Origin of the sequence: Microbacterium sp. F2, from assembly GCF_052274505.1 — a bacterium.
In the GTDB taxonomy this organism is placed as follows: domain Bacteria; phylum Actinomycetota; class Actinomycetes; order Actinomycetales; family Microbacteriaceae; genus Microbacterium.
On the sequence record NZ_JBNVBV010000003.1, the window covers coordinates 147,669 to 170,728 of the forward strand.

Annotated in this window: 20 protein-coding genes; 12 read left to right on the forward strand and 8 right to left on the reverse strand. The window is 67.2% G+C overall.

What is annotated here, in order from left to right:
* Window positions 1-43 precede the first annotated feature (43 nt).
* From ACQVDU_RS08425 to ACQVDU_RS08435, 3 genes are read left to right on the forward strand one after another with little or no spacing between them, the layout of a single operon-like run.
* Entirely contained in the window at window positions 44-1,720 is a 1,677-nt protein-coding gene (locus tag ACQVDU_RS08425; protein WP_443476851.1) for a circularly permuted type 2 ATP-grasp protein, read from the forward strand.
* Entirely contained in the window at window positions 1,714-2,646 is a 933-nt protein-coding gene (locus ACQVDU_RS08430) for an alpha-E domain-containing protein (protein ID WP_292707575.1), read from the forward strand. Before ACQVDU_RS08425 ends, ACQVDU_RS08430 begins: the two co-directional genes overlap by 7 nt.
* Window positions 2,643-3,488, forward strand: a complete 846-nt coding sequence (locus ACQVDU_RS08435) for a transglutaminase family protein (protein ID WP_443476852.1) — start codon at window positions 2,643-2,645, stop codon at window positions 3,486-3,488. The genes ACQVDU_RS08430 and ACQVDU_RS08435 overlap by 4 nt, the downstream gene beginning before the upstream one ends.
* Before the next feature lie 24 nt (window positions 3,489-3,512).
* Here ACQVDU_RS08435 and ACQVDU_RS08440 read toward each other — a convergent pair whose 3' ends face one another.
* On the reverse strand, window positions 3,513-5,006 hold the full coding sequence (locus ACQVDU_RS08440) for an MFS transporter (protein ID WP_443476853.1): 1,494 nt from the start codon (window positions 5,004-5,006) through the stop codon (window positions 3,513-3,515).
* An 85-nt stretch (window positions 5,007-5,091) separates the two neighbouring features.
* Here ACQVDU_RS08440 and ACQVDU_RS08445 point away from each other — a divergent pair, with 85 nt between their 5' ends.
* Together ACQVDU_RS08445 and ACQVDU_RS08450 are read left to right on the forward strand one after the other, a co-directional pair.
* Entirely contained in the window at window positions 5,092-5,724 is a 633-nt protein-coding gene (locus ACQVDU_RS08445) for a TetR/AcrR family transcriptional regulator (RefSeq protein ID WP_331791913.1), read from the forward strand.
* Between the two features lie 134 nt (window positions 5,725-5,858).
* On the forward strand, window positions 5,859-6,404 hold the full coding sequence (locus tag ACQVDU_RS08450; protein ID WP_443476854.1) for an OsmC family protein: 546 nt from the start codon (window positions 5,859-5,861) through the stop codon (window positions 6,402-6,404).
* 9 nt (window positions 6,405-6,413) lie between these two features.
* On the opposite strand, the gene budA is transcribed toward ACQVDU_RS08450, so the two are convergent.
* The 3 genes from budA to ACQVDU_RS08465 all read right to left on the reverse strand — a co-directional run bounded on the left by budA (window position 6,414) and on the right by ACQVDU_RS08465 (window position 8,955).
* The gene (budA, locus tag ACQVDU_RS08455; protein WP_292707826.1) at window positions 6,414-7,127 is read right to left on the reverse strand and encodes an acetolactate decarboxylase; all 714 of its coding nucleotides are present in this window, start codon (window positions 7,125-7,127) and stop codon (window positions 6,414-6,416) included.
* A 92-nt stretch (window positions 7,128-7,219) separates the two neighbouring features.
* Window positions 7,220-8,500 carry an MFS transporter gene (locus ACQVDU_RS08460; RefSeq protein WP_331791912.1) on the reverse strand — a complete coding sequence of 427 codons (1,281 nt, stop codon included), beginning with the start codon at window positions 8,498-8,500 and terminating at the stop codon, window positions 7,220-7,222.
* A gap of 5 nt (window positions 8,501-8,505) precedes the next feature.
* Window positions 8,506-8,955 (reverse strand): MarR family winged helix-turn-helix transcriptional regulator, encoded by a 450-nt coding sequence (locus ACQVDU_RS08465; protein WP_443476855.1) that lies wholly within the window; start codon window positions 8,953-8,955, stop codon window positions 8,506-8,508.
* 107 nt (window positions 8,956-9,062) lie between these two features.
* Between ACQVDU_RS08465 and ACQVDU_RS08470 the strand changes: the two genes are divergently transcribed.
* Entirely contained in the window at window positions 9,063-10,511 is a 1,449-nt protein-coding gene (locus tag ACQVDU_RS08470) for an MFS transporter (protein WP_443476856.1), read from the forward strand.
* A gap of 50 nt (window positions 10,512-10,561) precedes the next feature.
* Here ACQVDU_RS08470 and ACQVDU_RS08475 read toward each other — a convergent pair whose 3' ends face one another.
* Window positions 10,562-12,163 (reverse strand): MFS transporter, encoded by a 1,602-nt coding sequence (locus tag ACQVDU_RS08475; protein ID WP_443476857.1) that lies wholly within the window; start codon window positions 12,161-12,163, stop codon window positions 10,562-10,564.
* A 79-nt stretch (window positions 12,164-12,242) separates the two neighbouring features.
* On the opposite strand from ACQVDU_RS08475, the gene ACQVDU_RS08480 reads away from it, so the two are divergent.
* From ACQVDU_RS08480 to ACQVDU_RS08495, 4 genes are read left to right on the forward strand one after another with little or no spacing between them, the layout of a single operon-like run.
* The gene (locus ACQVDU_RS08480; RefSeq protein ID WP_443476858.1) at window positions 12,243-13,091 is read left to right on the forward strand and encodes an alpha/beta fold hydrolase; all 849 of its coding nucleotides are present in this window, start codon (window positions 12,243-12,245) and stop codon (window positions 13,089-13,091) included.
* A 29-nt stretch (window positions 13,092-13,120) separates the two neighbouring features.
* On the forward strand, window positions 13,121-14,170 hold the full coding sequence (locus ACQVDU_RS08485; RefSeq protein WP_443476859.1) for a lipoate--protein ligase family protein: 1,050 nt from the start codon (window positions 13,121-13,123) through the stop codon (window positions 14,168-14,170).
* 35 nt (window positions 14,171-14,205) lie between these two features.
* Window positions 14,206-15,012 (forward strand): DNA-methyltransferase, encoded by an 807-nt coding sequence (locus tag ACQVDU_RS08490; protein ID WP_363494139.1) that lies wholly within the window; start codon window positions 14,206-14,208, stop codon window positions 15,010-15,012.
* A 33-nt stretch (window positions 15,013-15,045) separates the two neighbouring features.
* Complete coding sequence (locus ACQVDU_RS08495; RefSeq protein WP_443476860.1) at window positions 15,046-16,086, forward strand: LLM class F420-dependent oxidoreductase; 1,041 nt, start codon at window positions 15,046-15,048, stop codon at window positions 16,084-16,086.
* A gap of 15 nt (window positions 16,087-16,101) precedes the next feature.
* On the opposite strand, the gene ACQVDU_RS08500 is transcribed toward ACQVDU_RS08495, so the two are convergent.
* Both ACQVDU_RS08500 and ACQVDU_RS08505 read right to left on the reverse strand, forming a co-directional pair.
* Window positions 16,102-17,598 carry a carboxylesterase/lipase family protein gene (locus ACQVDU_RS08500; protein WP_443476861.1) on the reverse strand — a complete coding sequence of 499 codons (1,497 nt, stop codon included), beginning with the start codon at window positions 17,596-17,598 and terminating at the stop codon, window positions 16,102-16,104.
* On the reverse strand, window positions 17,595-18,194 hold the full coding sequence (locus tag ACQVDU_RS08505) for a TetR/AcrR family transcriptional regulator (RefSeq protein WP_443476862.1): 600 nt from the start codon (window positions 18,192-18,194) through the stop codon (window positions 17,595-17,597). Before ACQVDU_RS08505 ends, ACQVDU_RS08500 begins: the two co-directional genes overlap by 4 nt.
* Window positions 18,195-18,296: 102 nt before the next feature.
* On the opposite strand from ACQVDU_RS08505, the gene ACQVDU_RS08510 reads away from it, so the two are divergent.
* Both ACQVDU_RS08510 and ACQVDU_RS08515 read left to right on the forward strand, forming a co-directional pair.
* Entirely contained in the window at window positions 18,297-19,625 is a 1,329-nt protein-coding gene (locus ACQVDU_RS08510) for an MFS transporter (protein WP_363493866.1), read from the forward strand.
* Window positions 19,626-19,689: 64 nt separating this feature from the next.
* Window positions 19,690-21,972, forward strand: a complete 2,283-nt coding sequence (locus ACQVDU_RS08515) for a glycoside hydrolase family 3 C-terminal domain-containing protein (RefSeq protein ID WP_443476863.1) — start codon at window positions 19,690-19,692, stop codon at window positions 21,970-21,972.
* A 56-nt stretch (window positions 21,973-22,028) separates the two neighbouring features.
* Here the strand turns inward: ACQVDU_RS08515 and galK are convergent.
* Window positions 22,029-23,060: galactokinase (gene galK, locus ACQVDU_RS08520; RefSeq protein ID WP_443476864.1), on the reverse strand; the 1,032-nt coding region annotated here is incomplete at its 5' end.

Sequence of the window (23,060 nt, forward strand, 5' to 3'; positions counted from 1 at the left end):
GAAGGAAACATCCGTGCAACACGGCCCCGACTAGGCTCAACCCATGGGTGACCTGTTCGACGGATACGGCTCCACCGCATCGACGCGGAAGACCTCGTCGGGCGTCCCGCCGTTCGATGAGATGTTCGCGTCTGCGCCGGCCAAGGACGGCTCCGCCGAGTCGAGACGGGCGTATCGCGAGCTCTACCAGGCGCTCGCGCAGATGACCCAGGAGGAGCTGCGCGGCCGCACCGAGTCGCTGGCAAGTTCCTACCTCGCACAGGGCGTCACGTTCGACTTCGCGGGTGAGGAGCGCCCGTTCCCGCTGGATGCCGTGCCCCGTGTCATCCCCTACGACGAGTGGTCGCGCGTGGAGGCTGGAGTCTCGCAGCGCGTCCGCGCGCTCGAAGCGTTCCTCGACGACGCCTACGGTCGCCAGCACTGCGTGCGCGACGGTGTGCTGCCGGCGGCGCTGATCGCGTCCTCGCAGTACTACTACCGCCAAGCGGCCGGGATCCACAGTGCCAACGGTGTCCGCATCCAGGTGTCGGGGATCGACCTCATCCGCGACGAACACGGCGAGATGCGGGTGCTCGAAGACAACGTCCGTGTGCCATCCGGTGTGAGCTACGTCATCTCGAACCGGCGAGTGATGGCCCAGACTCTCCCCGAGCTGTTCGTGTCCATGCGCGTGCGCCCGGTCGGCGACTACCCCAACAAACTGCTCGGGGCGCTGCGCGCTTCGGCACCCCCCGGCATCGAGGACCCCAACGTCGTCGTCCTCACTCCCGGCGTCTACAACTCGGCGTACTTCGAGCACACACTGCTGGCCCGGCTCATGGGCGTCGAGCTCGTCGAGGGTCGGGATCTCGTCTGCATCGGCGGCAAGGTCTTCATGCGCACCACCCGCGGACCGCAGCGCGTCGACGTCATCTACCGGCGGGTCGACGACGACTTCCTTGACCCGCTGCAGTTCCGCGCCGACTCGATGCTCGGAGCTCCGGGCCTGCTGCTGGCGGCTCGCCTGGGCAACGTCACGATCGCCAACGCCGTGGGCAACGGCGTCGCCGACGACAAACTGCTCTACACCTACGTGCCCGACCTCATCCGCTACTACCTCGCGGAAGAGCCGATCCTCAAAAACGTCGACACCTGGCGCCTCGAGGACCCGAACGCTCTTGAGGAGGTTCTCGACCGGCTGGACGAGCTCGTCGTCAAGCCGGTCGACGGCTCCGGCGGCAAGGGTCTGGTGGTCGGCCCGGATGCCTCGCCTGCCGAGCTTGAGAAGCTCCGCAAGCGCCTGCTTGCCGACCCCCGCGGCTGGATCGCGCAGCCGGTCGTCATGCTCTCGACCATCCCGACTCTCGTTGAGGACGGTGTGCGGCCACGGCACGCAGACCTGCGTCCGTTCGCCGTCAACAACGGCGACGAGGTGTGGGTGCTCCCGGGCGGTCTCACCCGCGTGGCGCTTCCCGAAGGACAGCTTGTCGTCAACTCGAGCCAGGGCGGCGGATCGAAGGACACCTGGATCGTCGGAGGCGACGCGCCGACCCACGTCGAGTATGGGCAGGGTCACGGGCTTGCCGGGCTCGTCGCCGATCAGGCGTCCGTCACCGAGGCGATCCCGATCATCTACCCCGAACAGACCGAGCCGACGCACTCGCCGCAGGATCGTCCCCGGACGCACACCGAACAGCAGGAGCAACAGCAGCAGCAGGCTGAGGGCGGTGCGTCATGCTGAGCCGCATTGCCGAGAGCCTCTTCTGGATCGGTCGCTACATCGAGCGCTCCGACGGCACCGCCCGGATCCTGGACGTGCATCTGCAGCTGCTGCTGGAAGATCCGTGGATCGACGAAGACACTGCGTGTCGGTCGCTCTTGAGTGTCATGGGATCCGTTCCACCGGATGGACTGGAGTTCGTCGGGCGTGACGATGTCCTGCAGCGGCTCGCCGTCGACCGGATGAACCCGTCGAGCATCGCCTACTCGGTGGCATCCGCCCGCGAAAACGCACGTCGGGCGCGTGAGATCGTCTCGACCGAACTCTGGGAGTGCCTGAACACCACCAACTCCCGGATGCCGCGGCGCCTGCAGACCGACAAGGTGCACGACTTCTTCCAGTGGGCGCGCGAACGCGCAGCGCTCGCGGTGGGAATCGTCGACTCCTCGACGAGCCGTGACGAGTCGTGGCAGTTCTTCACGCTCGGCCGCAGCATCGAGCGCGCAGACATGACCGCGCGGCTCCTCGCCACGCGATCCCTGACCGAGGCATCCGGCCCGTCGTGGACGACGATTCTGCGCTCGTGCGGCGCATACGAGGCGTACCTGCGCACCTACCGGGGCATCCCGAGTGCGCGTAACGCCGCCGAGTTCCTGCTCTTGGACCGCCTCTTCCCGCGCTCGATCATCTACTCGATCCAGCAGGCGGAGGCGTGCATGTCGGCCATCGACCCGCGGGCCGACAGGGTCGGACACTCCAACAGTGTGCTGCGCGCGCTCGGACGGATTCGCAACGAGCTCGAGTACAAGCCCGTGGCCGACATCCTCAGCGACCTTCCCGAAGAGATGGAGCGCGTGCAGGTCGTCACCCGCGAGGCATCGGAGGCGATCCGCCAGCGCTTCTTCCCGACGCAGGCCGAGCCGAGCTGGATCGGAGAGATCTCATGAAGCGCCTGCGCATCGAACACCAGACGGCCTTCGCCTACCAGGGCGACGTCTCGGCGTCCTACAACGAGGCGCGGATGCTGCCAGGTTCCACCGACAGCCAGTTCGTGCTGAGTGCATCGCTCGACATCGAACCGTCGACCTCGGTCAATCAGTACGTCGACTACTTCGGTACGCGCGTGACCTCGTTCGACATCCTCTCCCCTCACGCCTCACTGACCCTCACCGCGCGGTCCCTCGTGGAGGTGCGCCCGCGTCCGATCGAGCACACCGACATCACCTGGGATCAGCTCCGCCGGGAGGCGGCGCGTTCGGTCGAGGTCGTCGAGCAGCTCGGCCAGACCTCACGCACCAAGCCTCATCCGGAGGTGGCCGAGATCGCCCGGGCGATTGCCGCGCAACACGATCAGCCCGGCCAGGCCGCCCACGCCATCGCGATGGCGATCGGGGATGCCGTCGAGTACGTCCACGGTGTGACCGGCGTGCATTCCACCGGGGCAGAAGCCTGGGAGGCGCGCAAGGGGGTCTGTCAGGACATCGCGCACATCGTGCTGGGCGCGCTTCGAGAGGTGGGCATTCCCGCGCGCTATGTCTCGGGTTATCTGCACCCCAGTGTGAATGCCGAGGTCGGCGTTCCGGTCGAGGGGGAGTCGCACGCCTGGGTCGAATGGTTCGCGGGATCGTGGGAGGGCTTCGACCCCACGAACAACACCGAGATCGGAGACCGCCACGTCCTGGTTGGACGCGGCCGCGACTACAACGACGTGCCGCCGGTTCGGGGCGTCTATGCCGGGCCGTTCAAGAGCGACATGTCGGTGAAGGTGACGATCACCCGCGAGGCGTGAACCCCGCGGGTGATCTGGCCCGCATCAGTGGGCGAGAGCCGGTGCCTTGGTCGAGTCGGTGTGGAAAGCGCTCGCCACCGAGAAGCGCTTCCGTCGGAACAGGAACGCCGCGATGATCGCGCCGCCCGCGAAGAAGGCCGCGCTCCACCAATACGCGACGGTGTAGCTGTGCACAGCTGCGTCAGCGAGCACGGCATCGGATGCCGGCTGGTTGGCGGCGACATAGTCGGCCAAGGCCGTCGCGGCGAGGGTGTTCAGCAGCGCGGTTCCGATGGAGCCGCCGACCTGCTGGCTGGTGTTGACCATGGCGGAGGACACGCCGGCGTATCGGCGGTCGACCCCGAGGGTTGCCGTCTGGATCGCAGCGGGCATGATCGTTCCCATACCGAAGCCGAGCGTGAGCAAGGCTGGGAGGGCGTCGAGGTACGCGCTGTCGACATCGAGCCGCGTGAACAGCACCATCGCGATGGCAGCCAGCAGCATCCCCGCGGGCACGAGGATCTTCGGCCCCAGCCGCGGCAGCAACAGGTTCGTGCTGAGCTGCGCGGCGATGACGAGCATCACGATCATCGGGAGGAAGGCGACGCCGGTCTGCATCGGGGTGTACGCAAGCGACAGCTGGAAGTAGTAGGTCACGAACAGGAAGACCCCGAACATCCCTGCGCCGGTGATCATGACCGACAGGAAGGATGCGCCGCGGTTGCGGTCGACGACCACGGGAAGCGGGAGCAGCGGATGCGTCGTGACGCGTTGCCAGATCACGAACGCGACCAGGAGCACTGCCGAGGCGACCAGCGAGCCCCAGGTCAGCGGGGCATCCCACCCGTCCGACTCGGCGTGGGAGAAGCCGAAGACGAGGGCGAACAGTCCTGCAGATGCCAGGAGGGTGCCGGGGATGTCGAGGTGGGGGCGCGGACCCTGCCGTGATGCGGCGGGAACGAACACCAGGGCCAGGACGAAGGCGATCGCCGCGAAGAAGACGTTGATCGTGAGGTTCCACCGCCAGTCGAACTGTTCGGTGAGGAAGCCGCCGAGGAGCAGGCCCACAGCGCCTCCCGCGCCGGCGATCGCGCCGAAGACGCCGAACGCGCGGGATCGCTCCCGCGGGATCGTGAAGGTCGTCGTCAACACGGCAAGGGCGGTGGGTGCCAGGAGGGCCGCGAACACACCCTGCAGCGCGCGGGCGGCGACGACCATCTCGAACGACACGGCAAGACCACCCAGCAACGAGGCGGCCGCGAATCCGACCAGGCCGATGAGGAAGGCGAGTTTGCGGCCGATGAGGTCTGAGAGGCGGCCGCCCAGCAGCAGGAGGCTGCCGAAGGCGAGGGAGTAAGCGGTCACGACCCATTGGCGGTCACCGTCGGAGAACCCGAGGTCGGCTTGCGCGGCGGGCAACGCGATGTTCACGACCGTCGCGTCGAGCACGACCATGAGCTGGGCGATGGCCACGGTGCCGAGCGTCCACCAGCGGCAGGTGGCGGGGGTCGTCGGTGAAGAGATGTCGGGAGTCGTCACGGCGTTAGCGTATACGAAACTCTAGAGTATCGGAAATGAACAGTTCCTGAAGTAGACTGGGGGTGTTCGAAAACGAGGGAGTGCGATGGATCCGCAGGCGACGCAGCCGGCCGGCGCCAGGGCGCGACTGGGACGCCCCCGCGACGCGTCTCGGGATGCTGACATCCTCGAGGCGACGATCGAGGTCCTTGCTGAGCAGGGCTTCGACGGGATGACAATCGACATGGTCGCGGCGCGGGCGGGGGCGGGCAAAGCGACGGTCTACCGACGGTGGCCGTCGAAGGCTGACCTCGTCATCGACGCCGTGGCATGCATGAAGAAACGCGATCTCGACCCCGCGCAGCTGCCCGATACAGGGACGCTGCGCGGTGACCTCATCGCGCTCGTACGAGCGCCGTCGGCTGCCGATTCCGATCGGAAGATGCATGTCATGGGCGGGATCCTCTCCCTCATGTCCCGGGAGCCCGAGCTGGCGCGCACAGCGTATGCGGCAATTTTGCAACCGCGCATCGCGGCGAACCGCATTCTGCTGGAGCGCGCGCGCGGCCGTGGAGAGACTCGCCCCGACATCGACGTCGATCGCCTCGCGGCACTCATGCCAGCGATGTCGTCGTTTCGCACGCTCGCGCAGCGCGAGCCGATTACGCGGGAGTTTCTCATCTCGCTCATCGACGACGTGCTGCTCCCCGCAGCCGGCGTCGTCAGGGCAGTGGTGTGACGATATCTGACACTGCACGACCGTCCGTGACGGTGGATGTCGGTCCGTGACGGTGGATGTCGGTTCGTGACGGTGCATGACGGTGCGTGTCGTGCTGAGTTTTCCGGATTGTGTCGAGGATCTAGCGTCGCGGCATGACAACTCTCACCCCGACCTCTGATGACCTTGCTACCGAGCGTGCGTCGCGCCTTGATGCTGCGGCATCCGCGTGGGGAGCGCGGATCGACGCCGACCGCACTGCGTCGCACCTCACCTATCGCGTCCGCGGCACTGGCGAGGGAGCGGTTGCGACCCGCATCCGTGCCGGCGGACACGAGTTCGTGATCGACGAACCTGCCGCGCTCGCCGGCGACGATGCCGCCGCCAGCCCGGTCGAGTACGCGCTCGGCGCGATCGCCGCCTGTCAGGTCGTCGTGTTCCGCCTCTACGCTCACGCGCTCGGAATTCCGCTGGATCACATCGAGGTCACTGCCGAAGGGGACCTTGACGCTGCTCGACTGTTCGGCAAGGACGAGACGGTGCGCCCTGGCTTCTCTGCGGTTCGGGTCGCGATCGACGTGAGCGGCACGGCGAGCGCCGCCGACTACGAGCGCCTGCGCGAGGTCGTCGATGCGCACTGTCCTGTGCTCGACCTCTTCGCCAATCCGACGCCGGTCACGACATCCGTGAGCGTGCGCTGATCGACCTCCTCAGGACTCGGCCCGGTCGACCTGTTCGCGCAGGTCTTCCGGGTCGAGGTTTGCCTGGGCGAACTCGGGGGTGCGGGGGAGCTCGAGATGCAGATCCGTGCCCACGCACACCTGCACCCGGCCGTGCAGCATGACGTGATCGAGCACGTGTCCGCCGCTGCGGCGCTCATCGAGCAGCACGTGGGCGTGGTAGCCAGGAACTGACAGGCCTTCCTCGAACGCCGGCGTTCGAAATCCCACGACAGTGCCCGATACGTCGGTGAACTCCGTCACCTTCTGCTCGGCAGTCGCCTGCACGAGTGGGCGGTAGGGCTGCTGCTGGACATGAACGGCACGCACCGTCATCCGCTCATAGACGCCGTCGACCCGCACCGCGTACATGTAGTTCGCCGAGCCGAGCTTCTCGTCGATGAGCGCGGTGACTTCTGCCCGGGTGTGCCGCCCGGTGATCTCGAAACTCAGGTGTGGCTCGAAGCGCGTCACGACGGCGTACGGCACCCCTTCGCCATCGGCGGCCACCGTCGCCGTACCGTCGTCGCGGATGCGGTAGCAGGTGTCGTCGAGAAGGATGAGCTCGCCGTCGAGGCCTTCGAAGGTGCCGATTCCGAAGTCACCGCGGCGGCGAAGGCTGCCGACGGTGGTTTCGCCATCGTAGACACCGTCGAGCAGCGCCGCGATGACGCTCGTCTGGTGGATCGTGTGGCGTGAGGTCATCACTGTTCGAGGGTAGCCGGGACTGGTTGCTCGATCGCAACGTGCTCGATAGGGGGATGCCCTGCATGAGTGTCTTGAGTCGATCGCCGACCTCAGTTCCGTGCGGGAGCCTGCGCTATCGGCTGAGTGACGATCGAGAGCGGGCGTGTCTCGTCAAGTCGCAGACGGAGCCTGCCACCGCGGTGCACTCGCCCCGACCAGACGAGCCAGGTGATCGCTATCGCAGCGGCGATGAGCGCCGCGAGGGTCCCCAGCTGGATGGCGGCGCGCGGACCGAGCTCGTCGGCGACCCATCCGACGATCGGCGCTCCCACCGGGGTGCCTCCGAGCAGGATGGCGACGTAGATCGCGAGTACCCTGCCGCGCAGGTGGGCATCAGTCGTGGCCTGCACATACCCGTTGGCCGTCGAGAGGATAGTGACGACGGTGAACCCGGTGAACACCAGTGTCACCGCGTACAGGGCGTAGGTCGGCATGACTGACGAGACTGCTGATGCCACCGCGAATCCAAGAACTCCGGCGATCACAACGCGAACTCGAGCGCGGTCGCGGCGGGCGGCGAGCAGGGCGCCCGTCAGTGATCCGATCGCAAGGACCGAGTTCAGCAGACCGAAGCCGTCGGCTCCCGCACCGAACTCGAGCGCCATCGTGGAGGCGTAGATCGGGAAGTTCATGCCGAACGCACCGACGAGGAACACGACGATGAAGACCACGATTAGATCGGGTCGGGTGGCGACGTATCGGAACCCGTCTGAGAGGCGGGAGCGGCCGTGGGTGACAGCGCGGGGCGTGAGTTCGTGTCGGCGCATCGCCAGGAGTGCGCCGATGGTGGCAAGGAACGTGAGCGCATTGACGAGGAACATCCAGCCGGTACCGACCAGAACGATGAACAGGCCCGCGACGGCGGGGCCGATCATCCGGGCCGCGTTGAAGGATGCCGAGTTCAGTGCGACTGCGTTGCTGGTGTTCTCTTTCGTGACCAGGTCGGACACGAACGCCTGGCGTGCCGGGTTGTCGAAGGCGGCGACAAGTCCGAGCCCCAGCGCGAAGGCATACATGAGCGGGAGGGTCATGGCGCCGGTGAGGATGAGGATGCCGATCGCCGTGGCAAGAAGGAGCGACACGCCCTGTGTTGCAAGAAGGATGTGGCGTCTCTCGAACCGGTCGGTTGCCCAGCCCGTGAGTCCGACCAGCACGAGGGGCGGACCGAACTGGAGGGCCATCGTGACTCCGACCGCACCCGCGTCGCCGGGGGTCAGCTCCGTGAGCACCACCCAGTTCTGTGCGGTCGACTGCATCCACGCCCCGATGTTGGAGACGAGCGCGCCGATGAACCAGACGCGGTAATTGAAGACTCCGAGGGATCGGAACATGGTACTCATTGCGCCGCCAGGCGCTGCAGGATCTCGGCGGCAGCGGCCAGTGTCATCCGGTCGTGCTCGCTGACGTCCGCGAGCACAGTCTCGACCCATGCGTCGCGTCGACGGGTCGTCTCATCGACGACGGCGCGGCCGTTATCCGTGATCGTGATGACGACCTTGCGGCCGTCGCTGTCATCGGCGGACCGCTGGACGTATCCGGCATCCTGCAGGCAATTGACCGTGCGGTTCATCGATGGGGGTGAGACCCGCTCGCGCTCCGCGAGCTGACCGAGGGTGCGCGGTCCGTGGAGATAGAGGCCGGCCAGAACGGCGAACTGGCCGTCGCTCATCGAGTCGACCGAACGCTCGGTGCGCATCCGCCGCGCGAACCGGAACACACCGATCCGCAACTGCGATGCGTCGCCGGCAAGGGGGTGCGAGTCCGGAGGCGAGGCGGGAGCGGGCATGAGATCTTTAGCATAGCTCATTAGTCATGCTAAGGAAATGACGACGTTCCCCCACCGTTCACCGCGACGTCTCCCTGTGGGAAGCGGGCCTGGCCACAATGGGGGCCATGTCAGCGCGCGGGATGGCCCGACACCTTGATCGCCTCCGCTTCGGCGCCACCCACCGAAAGGTGTGGATCCTCTCGGCCCTCGGCATCATGCTCGATGGCTTCGACTTCTTCATCATGGGAGTCGCGATCCCGCTCATCGTTGCGGAGTGGAACATCTCGCCGCTGCAGACCGGCATGGTCTCCAGCGCGGCGATCATGGGGGCGATCGTCGGGGCATCCGTCATGGGAAGGATCTCGGACCGCATCGGACGAAAGCTCGCCTTTCGCATCGACCTCGGGATGTTCGTGGTCTTCGCACTGGCCTCGGCTCTTGCCCCCGACATCTGGTGGCTCATCCTCTTCCGGTTCCTCCTGGGCATCGGGGTGGGTGCGGACTATCCGATTGCCTCGAGCTACGTCGCCGAGATCTCACCGAACCGCCTGCGGTCGAGACTGCTCATCGGGGCCTTCAGCTTTCAGGCAGTGGGCCAGCTTCTGGGCGCTCTGGTCGGTCTGCTGGTACTCACCCTCAACCCCGTACCGGATGCCTGGCGATGGATGCTGGCGTTCGGCGTCGTTCCGGCGCTGATCATCGTCATCCTGCGGCGCGGCGTCCCCGAGAGTCCGATGTGGCTCGCATCGGTGCGCAGGTACGACGAGGCCATCGACTCGGTCACGCAGTTCACCGGGCGCGCGCTGACGATCGACGAAGTCCGCGAGATCTCAGAAGAAGGCGCCGTCGCCGGGGTGGTCCGACCCACTGAGGCGCGCGTGACCAGGGCCGAGCAGAAGCAGCTCTTCTCGAAGGGTGTGCGGGGCACGACGGCGCTGACGGCGGTCCCCTGGTTCTTCATGGACATCGCGACCTACGGCGTCGGAGTCTTCACGCCGACGATCCTAGCGGCGCTGGCGCTCTCGTCGTCGGCGAACACGCAGTTCATCGCCGACGACATCACCTCGACTGAGGGTGCGGCCTTCCTCGACATCTTCCTGATCGTCGGATTCGCCGCCGCGATCCTGCTGGTTCGCAGGCTCGGGCTCATCGTGATGCAGACGACGGGCTTTATCGTCATGGCTGCGGGGCTCGTCGTGCTCGGACTCACCGACTTCCTGCCTCAGGATTCGCCGATACAGCTTGCGCTGGTCTTCTCTGCGTTTGCCGCGTTCAACCTCTTCATGAATGCGGGTCCGAACTCCACGACGTTCGCGCTTCCCGCGGTTGCTTTCCGAATCGAGAACCGCGGTGCTGGTGCAGGTTTCGCCGCTGCCGCGGGCAAGACGGGAGCGGCGGTCGGGACATTCTTCTTCCCGATCCTGCAGGCAGGCCTCGGGTTGTTCCCGACTCTGCTGATCATCGCCGCAGGCTGCGTCGTGGCAGCTGCCGTCACCCTTGCCTTCCGTGCACGCGCCCATGCGAGCGTTGACGCTGAGGAGCGGACGATCCCGATCGACCCCGAGGATCACTGAGGATCGCCCGTGGCCCGTGGCCCGCGGGTCGTGTGGGCCTGACCTGCGGTCTATCCCGCTGCGTTCTGCGGGGCGTGCTCGCTCTGGTCGGTATCGGGTCGACGGGATGGCAGCGCGAGGGTTGCCACGAGCCCGATGGCGAGGAACCCGGCAGCGGTGAACGCTGCGTACCGCGTGCCGTCCGAGAAGGCGGTCTTTGCGGCATCCGCGGCAGCCGACGTCGCCGGTGACTGCTCGAGCTGCGCGATCGCGCCGCCCGCGCTCTGGACGACCGCCGTCACGATCTGATCGGCCTGGTCGCTCGGTACACCCTTATCGGCCAGGCTCGAGGTGAGGATGCCGGCGGTGCTGGTGAACAGGACGGTGCCGAGGATCGCGATGCCCAACGCAGAGCCGATCTGGCGGGCAGTCGACTGCGTGCCCGAACCCTGGCCGCTGCGTTCGACGGGGACGTCCACGAGAATCACGCCGGTGAGCTGGGCCGTGGCAAGACCCACCCCGAACCCGTAGACGAACAGTGCTGGGATGAGCCATCCCCACGCGGCATCCGGGGCGATGACGAGCCCGACCCACACGACGCCGATGATCTCGGCGGCCAGGCCCACGCGCACGACCCACACCGCCGGAATGCGCGAGCTCGCGGCGGCGGCAGCGCCGCTGGCGACGAACGACCCACCCGCCAGTGCCAGCAGGACCAGGCCTGTTTGCAGCGCGTCGAATCCGAGCACGAACTGCAGCCAGAGCGGCAACGAGAGGATGATGCCGAACTCGCCGAGCGAGACGAGCATCGCCGCGATGTTGCCGTTTCGGAAGGTGCCGATCCGGAACAGGCTGAACGAGAGGAGTGAGACCCGGCCCGTGCGCTCGCGGTGGATGCCCCACGCGATGAAGGCGACGGCGCCGAGGATCGCGATGAGGAACGCGACCGGGACCGGAGATAGCGCCCACGGCCATGTCCAGGACCCGATCGTGAAGTCGCCGTCGGTGGCCCACCATCCCAGGGTCCGGCCCTCGATGAGGCCGAAGACGAGGGCACCGAACGTGATGAACGAGAGCGCGCCGCCGATGAGGTCGATCGAGCGCGTGTTCTCGTCGCGCGACTCGGCGACCGTCAGCAGCACGCCGATGATGATCAGGATGCCGAGCGGGATGTTGATGCCGAACGCCCAGCGCCACGAGAACGCGGTGGTCAGCCATCCGCCCAGCAGCGGCCCGACTGCTGCCATTCCACCGATCGTCGATCCCCAGACAGCGAAGGCGATCCCGCGCTCGCGGCCGCGGAACGTGGCGTTGATCAGCGACAGGGTGGTCGGGAGGATCATCGCACCGCCGATGCCCTGGACCAGGCGCGCGAGGATCAGCAGGTCTCCGGTGGGCGCGAAGGCTGCGGCGATCGACGAGAGGACGAAGATCACGACGCCGAGCAGCATGATGCGGCGGCGACCGAAGCGGTCTGCCAGTGATCCGAACACGAGCAGGAGCGACGCGAAGACCAGCGTGTAGGCCTCCTGCACCCACTGCACCTGTGTCGAGGTGATCCCGAGGTCGTCGACGATCGCCGGGATAGCGACGTTGACGATCGTCGAGTCGACGATGATCAGCGAGACGGCGATGCTGATGAACACGAGGCCGAGCCAGCGACGATTCTGCATGTAGCTAGCTTATCTAGCTACATCCTCGGCGCAAGAGGCGTCGCGCATCAGCCTCCGTCCGGCTCGCTAAGCTTCCGGCATGCCCGAGTACACCGACGTGCACGGTGTCGAGATCGTCTACGACCTCGCCACCCCTGTCACCACCCCCCGCGGCGTCATCCATCTCTTGCACGGCGTGGGCGAGCACGCCGGCCGCTATAGCGCGCTGATCGGTGCCCTGACGGATGCCGGGTTCATCGTCTACGCCGACGATCATCGCGGTCATGGCCGCACGGGCATGCGTCAGCACGGCGGCAGCGAGCGCCTCGGTCGGCTCGGCCCCGGTGGCTTGCGCGCGACGATCGACGCGGTCTGGCAGTTGAGCGAGATGGCCAGGGCGGAGCATCCGGATCTTCCCTTCATCCTGCTCGGTCACTCGTGGGGCTCGTTCCTCGCGCAGACCCTGGTGAACCGTCATGCCGCGGCGATCGACGGGCTCATCCTGAGCGGGTCAGCGCTGCGCTGGCCAGGATCGCTGAACTCGGGTGACCTGAATGCGCCGTGGCAGGGGCCGGACGCGGGCGGCATGGAATGGCTCTCGACCGATCCGGCAGTGGCCGAACAGTTCCTCACCGATCCGCTGACGACCTCGACTCCGCTGGCAAAGCTCTTCGGTCCCCTCGACACGCTCCGCCTGATCGGGAAGCCGGGTCGTCACCTCGAGCGCGATGTGCCGACCCTGATCATGGTCGGTCGCGAGGACACCGTCGGCGGCCCGCGCAGCAACCACCGGCTCGCCGATGCCTACCGCACCCGCTCGGGGTTCACCGATGTCACCACGCTCGTCTACCCGGGAGCGCGGCACGAGATCTTCAACGAGCCTCAGCAAGCCGAGGTTCGCGCCGATCTTCTGGCGTGGCTGGATGCCCGCTTCCCCGTCCGCGACTGACGGTGCGCGGCTCCTCCTAGGCTGGTGCCATGCACGCTGAGTACAAGGTCCCGGGTGGGAAGCTCGTCGTCGTCGACCTGGATGTCGAAGCTGGGCGCTTGACAAACGTGCGCCTCGCGGGCGACTTCTTCCTCGAGCCGGACGATGCCCTCGTCGCGATCAACGAGGCGGTGTCGGGTCTTCCCGCCGAAGCCGATGTCCCCACGATCGCCGCGGCGGTCCGCTCGGCTCTCCCCGAAGGTGCGCAGCTTCTCGGGTTCACGCCCGAGTCCGTTGGCACCGTCGTGCGCCGGGCGCTCGTGACGGCATCCGGGTGGAAAGACTTCTCGTGGCAGATCGTCCACGACCGCCCCGTCTCGCCGCGCATGAACCTCGCGCTGGACGAAGTGCTCACGACCCGCGTTGGAGACGGGCGACGGATGCCGACGCTGCGCCTCTGGGAATGGAACCAGTCAGCTGTCGTCATCGGGTCGTTCCAGTCGTACCGGAACGAGGTGGATCCGGAGGGCGCGCGCCGTCATGGCTATGACGTCGTGCGCCGGATCTCGGGCGGCGGTGCGATGCTCATGGGTGCCGACGCGATCATCACCTACTCGCTCTCGGTTCCCGCCTCGCTGGTGGCGGGGATGACCTTCGCCGATTCGTACGCGTTCCTCGACGACTGGGTCTTGCAGGCGCTGCGGTCCCTCGGGATCGATGCGACATACCAGCCGCTCAACGACATCGCGAGTCCGGAGGGCAAGATCGGCGGCGCCGCGCAGAAGCGCCTCGCGAACGGTGGGGTGTTGCATCACGCGACCCTCAGCTACGACGTGGACGGCAAGGTACTCACCGACGTGCTGCGCATCGGCCGCGAGAAGCTCAGCGACAAAGGCACGACATCGGCTGCCAAGCGCGTCGACCCGCTGCGACGCCAGACGGGGCTGCCGCGTGAGGCGATCATCCAGGCGCTCGCCGACACGTTCACCACGCTCTACGGCGCCGAGGTCGGGCATATCGCCGAAGAGGAATACGCCGAAGCGGAGGCTCTTGTCGCCTCTAAGTTCGCCACCGAGGCGTGGCTGCATCGGGTTCCGTGACCGTCACGATCCATCACGGCGACAATCTGTCGGTGATGCGCGGACTGCCGGATGCGTCATTCGGTCTGGTCTACCTCGACCCTCCGTTCAACACCGGTCGCGTGCGTGAGCGGGCAGTCGAATCGGCCAGCACGCCGCGCGATGCGCCCCTTCCCGGATCCGTGACCCGGCGCGGCTTCCATGGCCGCGACTACGAGCGGTTGCGGGGAGACCTGCGCGTGTACGACGACCGGTTCGACGACTACTGGGGCTTTCTCGAACCGCGGGTGCTCGAAGCGTGGCGTCTGCTTGCCGACGACGGCACCCTGTACCTCCATCTGGATTATCGGGAGGCGCACTATGCGAAGGTGCTGCTGGATGCGGTGTTCGGCCGCGACCACTTCCTCAACGAGATCATCTGGTCGTACGACTACGGAGCGAAGACACGCAAGCGCTGGCCGACCAAGCACGACACGATCCTTGTCTATGTGAAAGATCCGGCGCGCTACTGGTTCGATTCCGAGGCCGTGGATCGCGAGCCGTACATGGCCCCGGGGCTCGTGACGCCCGAGAAAGCAGCCCGCGGCAAGCTCCCCACCGACGTGTGGTGGCACACGATCGTTCCCACGACCGGACGCGAGAAGACCGGATACCCCACCCAGAAGCCCGAGGGTGTGTTGCGACGAATCGTGCAGGCATCCCTGCGCCCGGGCGGAGCCGTTCTCGACCCGTTCGCCGGATCGGGAACGACGGGCGCTGTCGCCCAGGGGCTCGGACGGGACGCGGTGCTCATCGACGCCAACCCCGAGGCGATCGCGATCATGCGAGAACGGATGCCGCTCGCGACGATCATCGAAAGCTGACCGGCCCCCACGGAGGCGACCTAGGCTGGCGCTATGCGATTCGGAATCTTCATCCCACAGGGCTGGCGTCTCGACCTCGTCGGGATCGATCCCGCGCAGCAGTGGGAAGCGATGAACGGACTGGCGCAGCGGGCCGATACCGGCCCCTGGGAGTCCCTCTGGGTCTACGACCACTTCCACACCGTGCCCGTTGCGACCCAGGAGGCGACGCACGACGCCTGGACGCTGATGTCAGCCTTCGCCGCGTCGACCACCCGCATCCGTCTTGGCCAGATGTGCACCTGCATGGGCTACCGGAACCCGGCCTACCTCGCGAAAGTTGCCGCGACAGTCGACATCATCTCGGGCGGCCGCGCCGAGATGGGAATCGGCGGCGGCTGGTACGAGCACGAGTGGCGCGCCTACGGGTATGGCTTTCCGGAGGTTCGCGATCGCCTCGCGATGCTGCGGGAGGGAGTCGAGATCATGCACCAGGCCTGGACGACGGGGTCGGCAACCCTCGACGGGAAGTACTACCAGGTCGACGGCGCGATTGTGCAGCCCCAGCCGCTACAAGCAACACAGCCGCTGCAAGCAACACAGCCGCTGCAAGCAACACAGCCGCAGCAGCCCGCCGGCATCCCCTTCTGGATCGCCGGTGGCGGCGAGAAGGTCACCCTCAAGGTCGCCGCAAAGTACGCGTCGTACACGAACTTCGCGGGCAGCATCGAGGAATTCGACCACAAGCGCTCGGTGCTGCACGAGCACTGCGCTGCGCTCGGTCGTGACCCCGGCGAGATTACCCAGTCCTCGAACGTCAACACCATCGTCGGCGCCACCGAAGCCGAGGCCGAGGAGCGACTCCGGGCGGTCCTGGATCGCCTTGCGCCGTTCGTCGGTGACGAGCGTCGTGCCGGGATCGAGGCCGAGTACCGCGGATCGCTTGGATTCGGAACTCCCGAACAGGTGGCTGAACGGCTGCAGGAACGCGCGAGCCATGGACTCGGGTACGCCATCCACTACTTTCCCGAGGCGGCATATGACACGACCGGCATCGAGCTGTTCGAGACCCAGGTCGTGCCGGCCCTCTCGTAGGCCGGCCGGCGCCGGTCAGAGCAGGGCTCGGACGCTGGCGTAGCCGTCAGCGATCGTCTCCGGCCCGGTGATGTCGAAGACGCGGGTGCGTCCGGGTTCCTCCGACCAGCTCGCCCATCCCGGGTCGCCGGCCCGCACGAAGGATGACGCGGCGCCGTGCAAGGCATACGCCAGAGACGGGGGCGGGCTCTCGCCGGTGAGTGCATCGACGCGATCCCTGTCGAGGACGTCGAACCAGAATGGAACGTCGATGCAATGGCAGGCCCACCCGATGCGGGTTGAGGCCCACGAGAAGCGGTACGCCCACGTCGGCGCCGCGGCACGGGCTGCCGCGATCCGAGCCACGCCGCGACGAAAGACGGTGTCGGAGACGTAGCGGCCGAGCAGGGCCGCCGTGCCGAGCCGGTGCTGCTCGGCGTTGTCGGCGAGGTAGCCGCGCCGGGTGTGGCGATCCATGCCGAGGGCACCGAGCGCTACCGCAGCAGGAACGAACCGGAGTTTGGTGCGCGCGTCATCCGTGATCATCGTGAACTCGTCATCAGTTGATCCGATGACCAGCGCCTTATCGGCGCCAACACCCGATGCGATCGATTCCGGTGTCGTGGTCAGCAGCAGATCGCCGTCGATCATCGGCCCCCACGGAAGTCCGTCGGCAAGCAGACCACGGATGCTGGACAGTCGCGTGCCGCCTCGCTCACTGACCTCTTGTTGTAGCCCGATCAGCACATCCGGATCCAGGGATGCGAATCCGTCGCGCGTGGCAGGCACCCCGGCGAGCTCGGCGAGCTGCGCCGCAACGTTCTCGGCCCGCGCGAGCGACACATCGCCGAGCGCGGGGGAGAGTGCCCAGACCCGCTGGAAGAGGTGCTGGGCGGCCGGCATCCCGAGCAGCGTCAGCACGGCGCCACCGCCAGCCGACTGCCCGGCGATCGTGACAGCATCCGGGTCTCCACCGAACGCGGTGATCTCGCGCTGGACCCATTCGAGTGCCGCGAGCCAGTCGCGCACACCGCGATTGCTCGGTGCGCCGTCGATGAGGCCGAATCCGTCGAAACCGAGCCGATACGACACCACGACAGTCACGACCCCGTCGCGCGCGAAGGACTCGCCGTCATACCAGGGGCTCGCCGGTGATCCCGAGACGTAGCCGCCCCCGTGGATGTAGACGAGTACCGGCAGACGCGCCGCGGTGTCGCCGGGCCGCGGGGTGAAGACGTTGACGTTCAGGGTCGAGTCTCCGGGCACTGACGGCTCGGGGATCAGGGTGACCTCGGCGACGGGACCGCGCTGTGGCGTCGCCCCGAAACTCGTCGCATCCCGGATAGCGGTCCACGGCTCGACCGGAACCGGTGCTGCGAACCTCAACTCGCCAGTGGGTGGCTGCGCGAAGGGAATGCCGAGGAAGGCGGCAGAGGGTGCCTCGGGGTTATCGCCCCACAGGCCCCTGACTGCTCCGGCGGTGGTGTCGACGACGGGTGCCTCGCGGGCCGGTCGGGATGCGGGATTGGTCACGATGCTGACGCGGGCTTCTGCTGCAGGGTGGCGAGGAGCTGGTCGACGATGCCCGCCATGTCGACGGTGGGGTCGACGAGCCACTGGAGCTGAAGACCGTCAGCGACTGCCTGGAGTATCCGGGAATAGACATCGGGGGGCATGGTGCCTGGCGGGGCCGTCAGCGCGAAGCCATCACGCACCGCCTCGCCTCGCTCGAGAAAGTAGTCGTGGGCGGGATGCTCGGGGTTCGCGGCCTCGACGGCGAGGCGGGAGAAGAGCTCGACGAGCCCTGGAACCTCTGTGTTGTGACGGATGACGCGCAGGAAGCTTTCGCGGATCACGGCGACATCGATCGCAGTGGCGTCACCGGATCTGCCATCCGGAAGACCGAACTGTTCGCCGTCGTGTTCATCACGCTTGCGCAGGACCTCAGTGAACAGCTCCTCCTTGCTGTCGAAGTAGTGCAGCAACCCCGCCTGACTGAGCCCGACAGCCTCCGCGATGCGCTTGACGCTTGCGCCGTCGTAGCCTTCCGTCGCGATCACGTCGAGGGCGCGTTCGAGGATCTCTTCGCGCTTGGCCACGCCCTTGGCGTATGAACCTCGCTGTGCCATGAGATGAGTGTGCCCAATGATGCTTGTTTTTCAAAACCTAGTGTCATATGGTTTTCGTCGGGTCCATCGTCGGACTCCGTCCTCGCCCGAAGGGTCTGTGCCATGACATCGCCGTCTGATTCCCCGCTGAGCCCCGCCGATCCTGCGCTCGTCGCAGCATCCGCGCCCATGACCGAGAACACGTTCATGGTGTCGGCATCCGGTACCGATGACCCGCCGCCGCCGGTCAAGGGCCTGCGCCGCCTGATGTGGTGGATCATCCCCGCCAACCTCGGCATCTTCATGCTCTGGGGTGCAATTCCCGGCATCCTGCTGCCGCAGCAGATCACGGTGCTCTTCGGTGAGGCGGACAAGGTTGCCAACCTCGCGATCGCCTCGACGATCGGCGCTTTCGCCGCAATGGTGGCCCAGCCGATCGCTGGTCAGATCTCGGACCGAACCCGCACGCGGTTCGGCCGCCGGGCGCCGTGGATGGTTATCGGCGCTCTCGCAGGCTCGCTCGCCCTCGTCGGGCTCGCTTTCGCGAACTCGTTCCTCGGTGTCGTCATCGCGTGGACGCTCGTGCAGATCAGCTTCAACTTCGCACAGGGGCCGCTATCAGCGGTCATGCCCGACCGGGTGCCGGTCGCTCGTCGCGGGACCTTCGCCGCGCTCACCGGCATCGGGCTCATGGTGGGTGCCCTGGGTGGCTCAATCCTCGGCGCGTTCTTCTACAACAGCGTCACCGTCGGGTACATCGCTTTCGCCGTGTTCGCCCTCGTAATGCTGATCCTGTTCGTGGTGTTCAACCCGGACTACTCCAGCCGCGACATCCGACCCGAGCCGTTCAAGCTCGGCGACTTCCTCCGCACGTTTTGGGTCAACCCGATCGCCCATCCCGACTTCTTCTGGGCGTTCACCGGCCGCCTCCTGCTTTACACGGGTTACTTCGCGGTAACCGGGTATCAGCTGTTCCTTCTAACCGACTATTTCGGGGTTGAGTCGCCCGAGACCGTCATTCCACTTCTTGGTCTCCTGAGCCTCGTGGGCATTCTGATTTCCACCGTGGTATCCGGGCCGCTTTCGGACCGAATCGGACGCCGCAAGCCTTTCGTGTTCGCTTCCGCTGCGGTCGTGAGTCTCGCCTTCCTTCTCCCGTGGTTCTGGCAGGACCTCACGGCGTGGTTCATCATGACCTTCATCGCTGGCTTTGGCTTCGGAATGTTCCAGGCCGTCGATACGGCGCTCATCAGCCAGGTGCTCCCCTCCGCGAAGTCGTTCGCGAAGGACCTGGGTGTCGTGAACATCGCCGCGACGCTGCCGCAGACTCTCGCGCCCGCGGTCGCCGGCGCAATCGTGTTGACAGTCGGATACCAAGGCCTGTTCCCCGTGGCGATCGTTCTCGGCGTCCTGGGCGCGCTCGCCGTCTGGCCGATCCGGTCCGTCAAGTAGCCGTTCGCCCCGGGGCAGGATCATCGCGCCCCGGGGCTCCGTCCCTCCCCTCGAAAGGAATCTCATGACCGACACCAACCGCATCGCCGCCGACGCAACCGTCGCCGATCTGACACTGGAAGAGAAGGCGTCGCTGACCAGCGGCCTGAACTTCTGGCACACCAAGCCGGTCGAGCGGGTCGGGATTCCCTCGATCATGGTCACCGACGGACCCCACGGCCTGCGCAAGCAAGGGGGAAGCGGTGACCACCTCGGCCTCGGCTCGTCGGTTCCGGCGACGTGCTTCCCGCCGGCGGTGGGGCTGGGCTCCTCGTGGGATGTCGAGCTTCTGGATCGGGTCGGTCAGGCCCTCGGCGCCGAGACCTCCATCGAAGATGTCGCCGTCCTGCTCGGCCCCGGCATCAACATCAAGCGCTCGCCGCTGTGCGGTCGCAACTTCGAGTACTTCTCCGAAGACCCGCTGATCTCGGGAGTGCTGGGCGCCGCCTTCGTGAAGGGCGTCCAGTCGCAGGGGGTGGGCACCTCGCTCAAGCACTTCGCGGCGAACAACCAAGAGACGGATCGGATGCGGGCAAGCTCCGACGTCGACCCGCGTCCGCTGCGCGAGATCTACCTGCGCGGGTTCGAGCGGGTCGTGCGCGATGCCCAGCCGTGGACTGTCATGTGCTCGTACAACAAGATCAACGGGGTCTACGCCTCGGAGGACCCCTGGCTGCTCACGCGCGTGCTGCGTGACGAGTGGGGCTTCGAGGGTCTCGTCGTGTCGGACTGGGGTGCGGTCAATGAGCGGGTGAAGGGCCTTCCCGCCGGACTCGACCTCGAGATGCCCTCCTCGAACGGGCGGACGGATGCCGAGCTCGTCGCCGCCGTCAGCTCCGGCGAGCTCGATGAGTCGGCGCTGGATATCGCTGCGGGCCGTGTCATCGACCTTGTTCGCAAGGCCCAGGCCGGGGCCGGCGCGGTGGCAGGACCCCTCGACGTCGATGCACACCATGCCCTCGCCCGCGAGGCTGCTGGCCGCTCGATCGTGCTCCTGAAGAACGAGGGCGGCATCCTGCCCCTGGCCAAGGATGCGAACATTGCCGTCGTCGGCGCGTTCGCCGAGAAGCCCCGCTACCAGGGGGCCGGCTCATCGCTGATCAACCCGACCCGCCTGGACACGGCGATCGAGCAGATCCGCGCGCTCGCGACCGGTGAGGTCGCCTACGCTCCCGGGTTCTCGCTTGCTGCCGAGGTCGAGGATGCCGAGGCGGTGCGCCTGCGCGACGAGGCGGTGGCTGCGGCATCCGCTGCCGAGGTCGTCGTGCTGTTCCTCGGGTTGCCTGCGCGCCTTGAGTCCGAAGGCTATGACCGCGACGACATCGATCTGCCCGCCGAGCAGCTCGCGGTGCTGGATGCCGTCCGTGCCGCGAACCCGAACGTCGTTGTGGTGCTCTCCAACGGTGGGGTCGTCGCTCTCCCGTTCGCGAACGAGGTTCCCGCGATCCTCGAGGGGTGGCTGCTCGGTCAGGCCGGCGGTGGGGCCACTGCCGACGTGCTGTTCGGTGACGTGAACCCGTCGGCCAAGCTCACCGAGACGATTCCGCTGCGACTGTCGGACACTCCGGCGTACCTGGACTTCCCGGGGGAATTCGGCCACGTCCGCTACGGCGAGGGTCTGTTCGTCGGCTACCGCTGGTACGACGCGCGGGGACTCGACGTGGCGTATCCGTTCGGTCACGGCCTGTCGTACACGACGTTCTCGTACACGGATGCCGCTGCCCGCATCACCGACAGCGGCGACCTCGAAGTGACGGTCACCGTGACCAACACGGGTCAGCGCGACGGTCGCGAGATCGTGCAGGTCTACACCTCGCTGCCGGGGTCGGCGGTGCAGCGCCCGGTGCGCGAGCTGAAGGGCTTCGCATCGGTGGCGCTCGCTGCCGGCGAGTCCCGGGAGGTCGTGGTCGCGGTGCGCCGCGCGGACCTCGCCTACTGGGACATCCGTGTCGACGGCTGGGTCGTTGAGGGTGGGGAGTACGCCGTGGAGGTCGGGGCATCGAGCCGCGACATCCGCTGCTCGGCGACGGTGACCGTCGAGGGCGACCCGGTGGCGGTCCCGCTGTCGCGCGAATCGTCGCTCGGCGAAGTGATCGCGCACCCGGTCGTCGGCGCGATGGTGCAGGCGGCGATGCAGCAGCTGATGGCGGGGATGGATGATCTCGAGTCCGTCATGCCCGAGGGCGTGTCGATGGACAAGATGATGATGTCGTTCCCCATCGGCCGGATGTCGATGATGGCCGGCGATCAGGTCAGCCCCGAAATGATCGACGGCCTTATCGCGATGGCGAACGCCCCGCAGCAGTAGGCGCGGTGACCGCTGCCCACCTCGGCGAGAGGGGAGCGGTCACTGTCGTGCTGCGGTCAGCTGTCGCGGTGGGCGCCGACCGAGGGCTGCACGGTGAAGATGCGCGGCGCGCGGAACCCGGATGCCGAGAACGCGGCGGTCACGGCATCCGTCACCGCGTCCAGCAGGTCGCGGGGGACCAGGGCGATCGCCGCGCCCCCGAAGCCGCCGCCGGTCATGCGTGCGCCGATCGCGCCCCCCGACATCGCCGCCTCTACCGCCGTGTCCAGCTCGGGGACCGAGATCTCGAAATCGTCGCGCATTGACGCGTGCGAGGCCAGCAAGAGTTCGCCGATGGCTCGCGGGCCGGACTCGCGCAGGACGCGAACGGTCTCGAGCACGCGGGCGTTCTCGGTGACGACGTGCCGCACCCGGCGCAGGGTCACCTCGTCCATGACGGATGCCGCCCGCTCGAGGTCGCCCGGGGCCAGATCGCGCAGCATCGCGACATCCATCGCCGCCGCCCCCTGTTCGCACGATGCGCGGCGCTCGCGATACCCGCCGGTGGAATGTGCGTGGGTCACGAGAGTGTCGATCACGAGGACCTCGAGGTCGGCTGCCTCCAGCCCCAGGGGCACGATCTCGGTGGTGAGCGTGCGGCAATCGAGGAAGACCGCGGCATCGGCTTCGCCGAGCATTGACGCGGTCTGGTCCATGATCCCCGTCGGTGCGCCCACTGCATCGTTCTCGGCGATACGGCCCACGCGCGCGAGGTCCTTTGCGCTGAGCTCGGCGCCCCACAGCTCGTTCAACGCCACGGCGACGGCGCACTCGATGGCGGCGGATGACGACAGCCCGGCGCCCACGGGAACCGATGACGCGATCGCGAGGTCCAGCCCGTGCGGCCGCGCCGTGTCGGGCGCCGCGTGCAGCAGCGCCCACGCGACGCCGAGGGGGTAGGTCGTCCACTCGGGCACCGAGGCCGGGGCGGGGCCCCTGAACAGCGTGTCGAGGTCGGCGATCTGTACTGACGCCTCGCTGTCGTCGAAGCTCGAGCGCACCCGCAGCACGGCATCGGTTCGCGCAGCGACAGCGACAGCCGTGCGCGC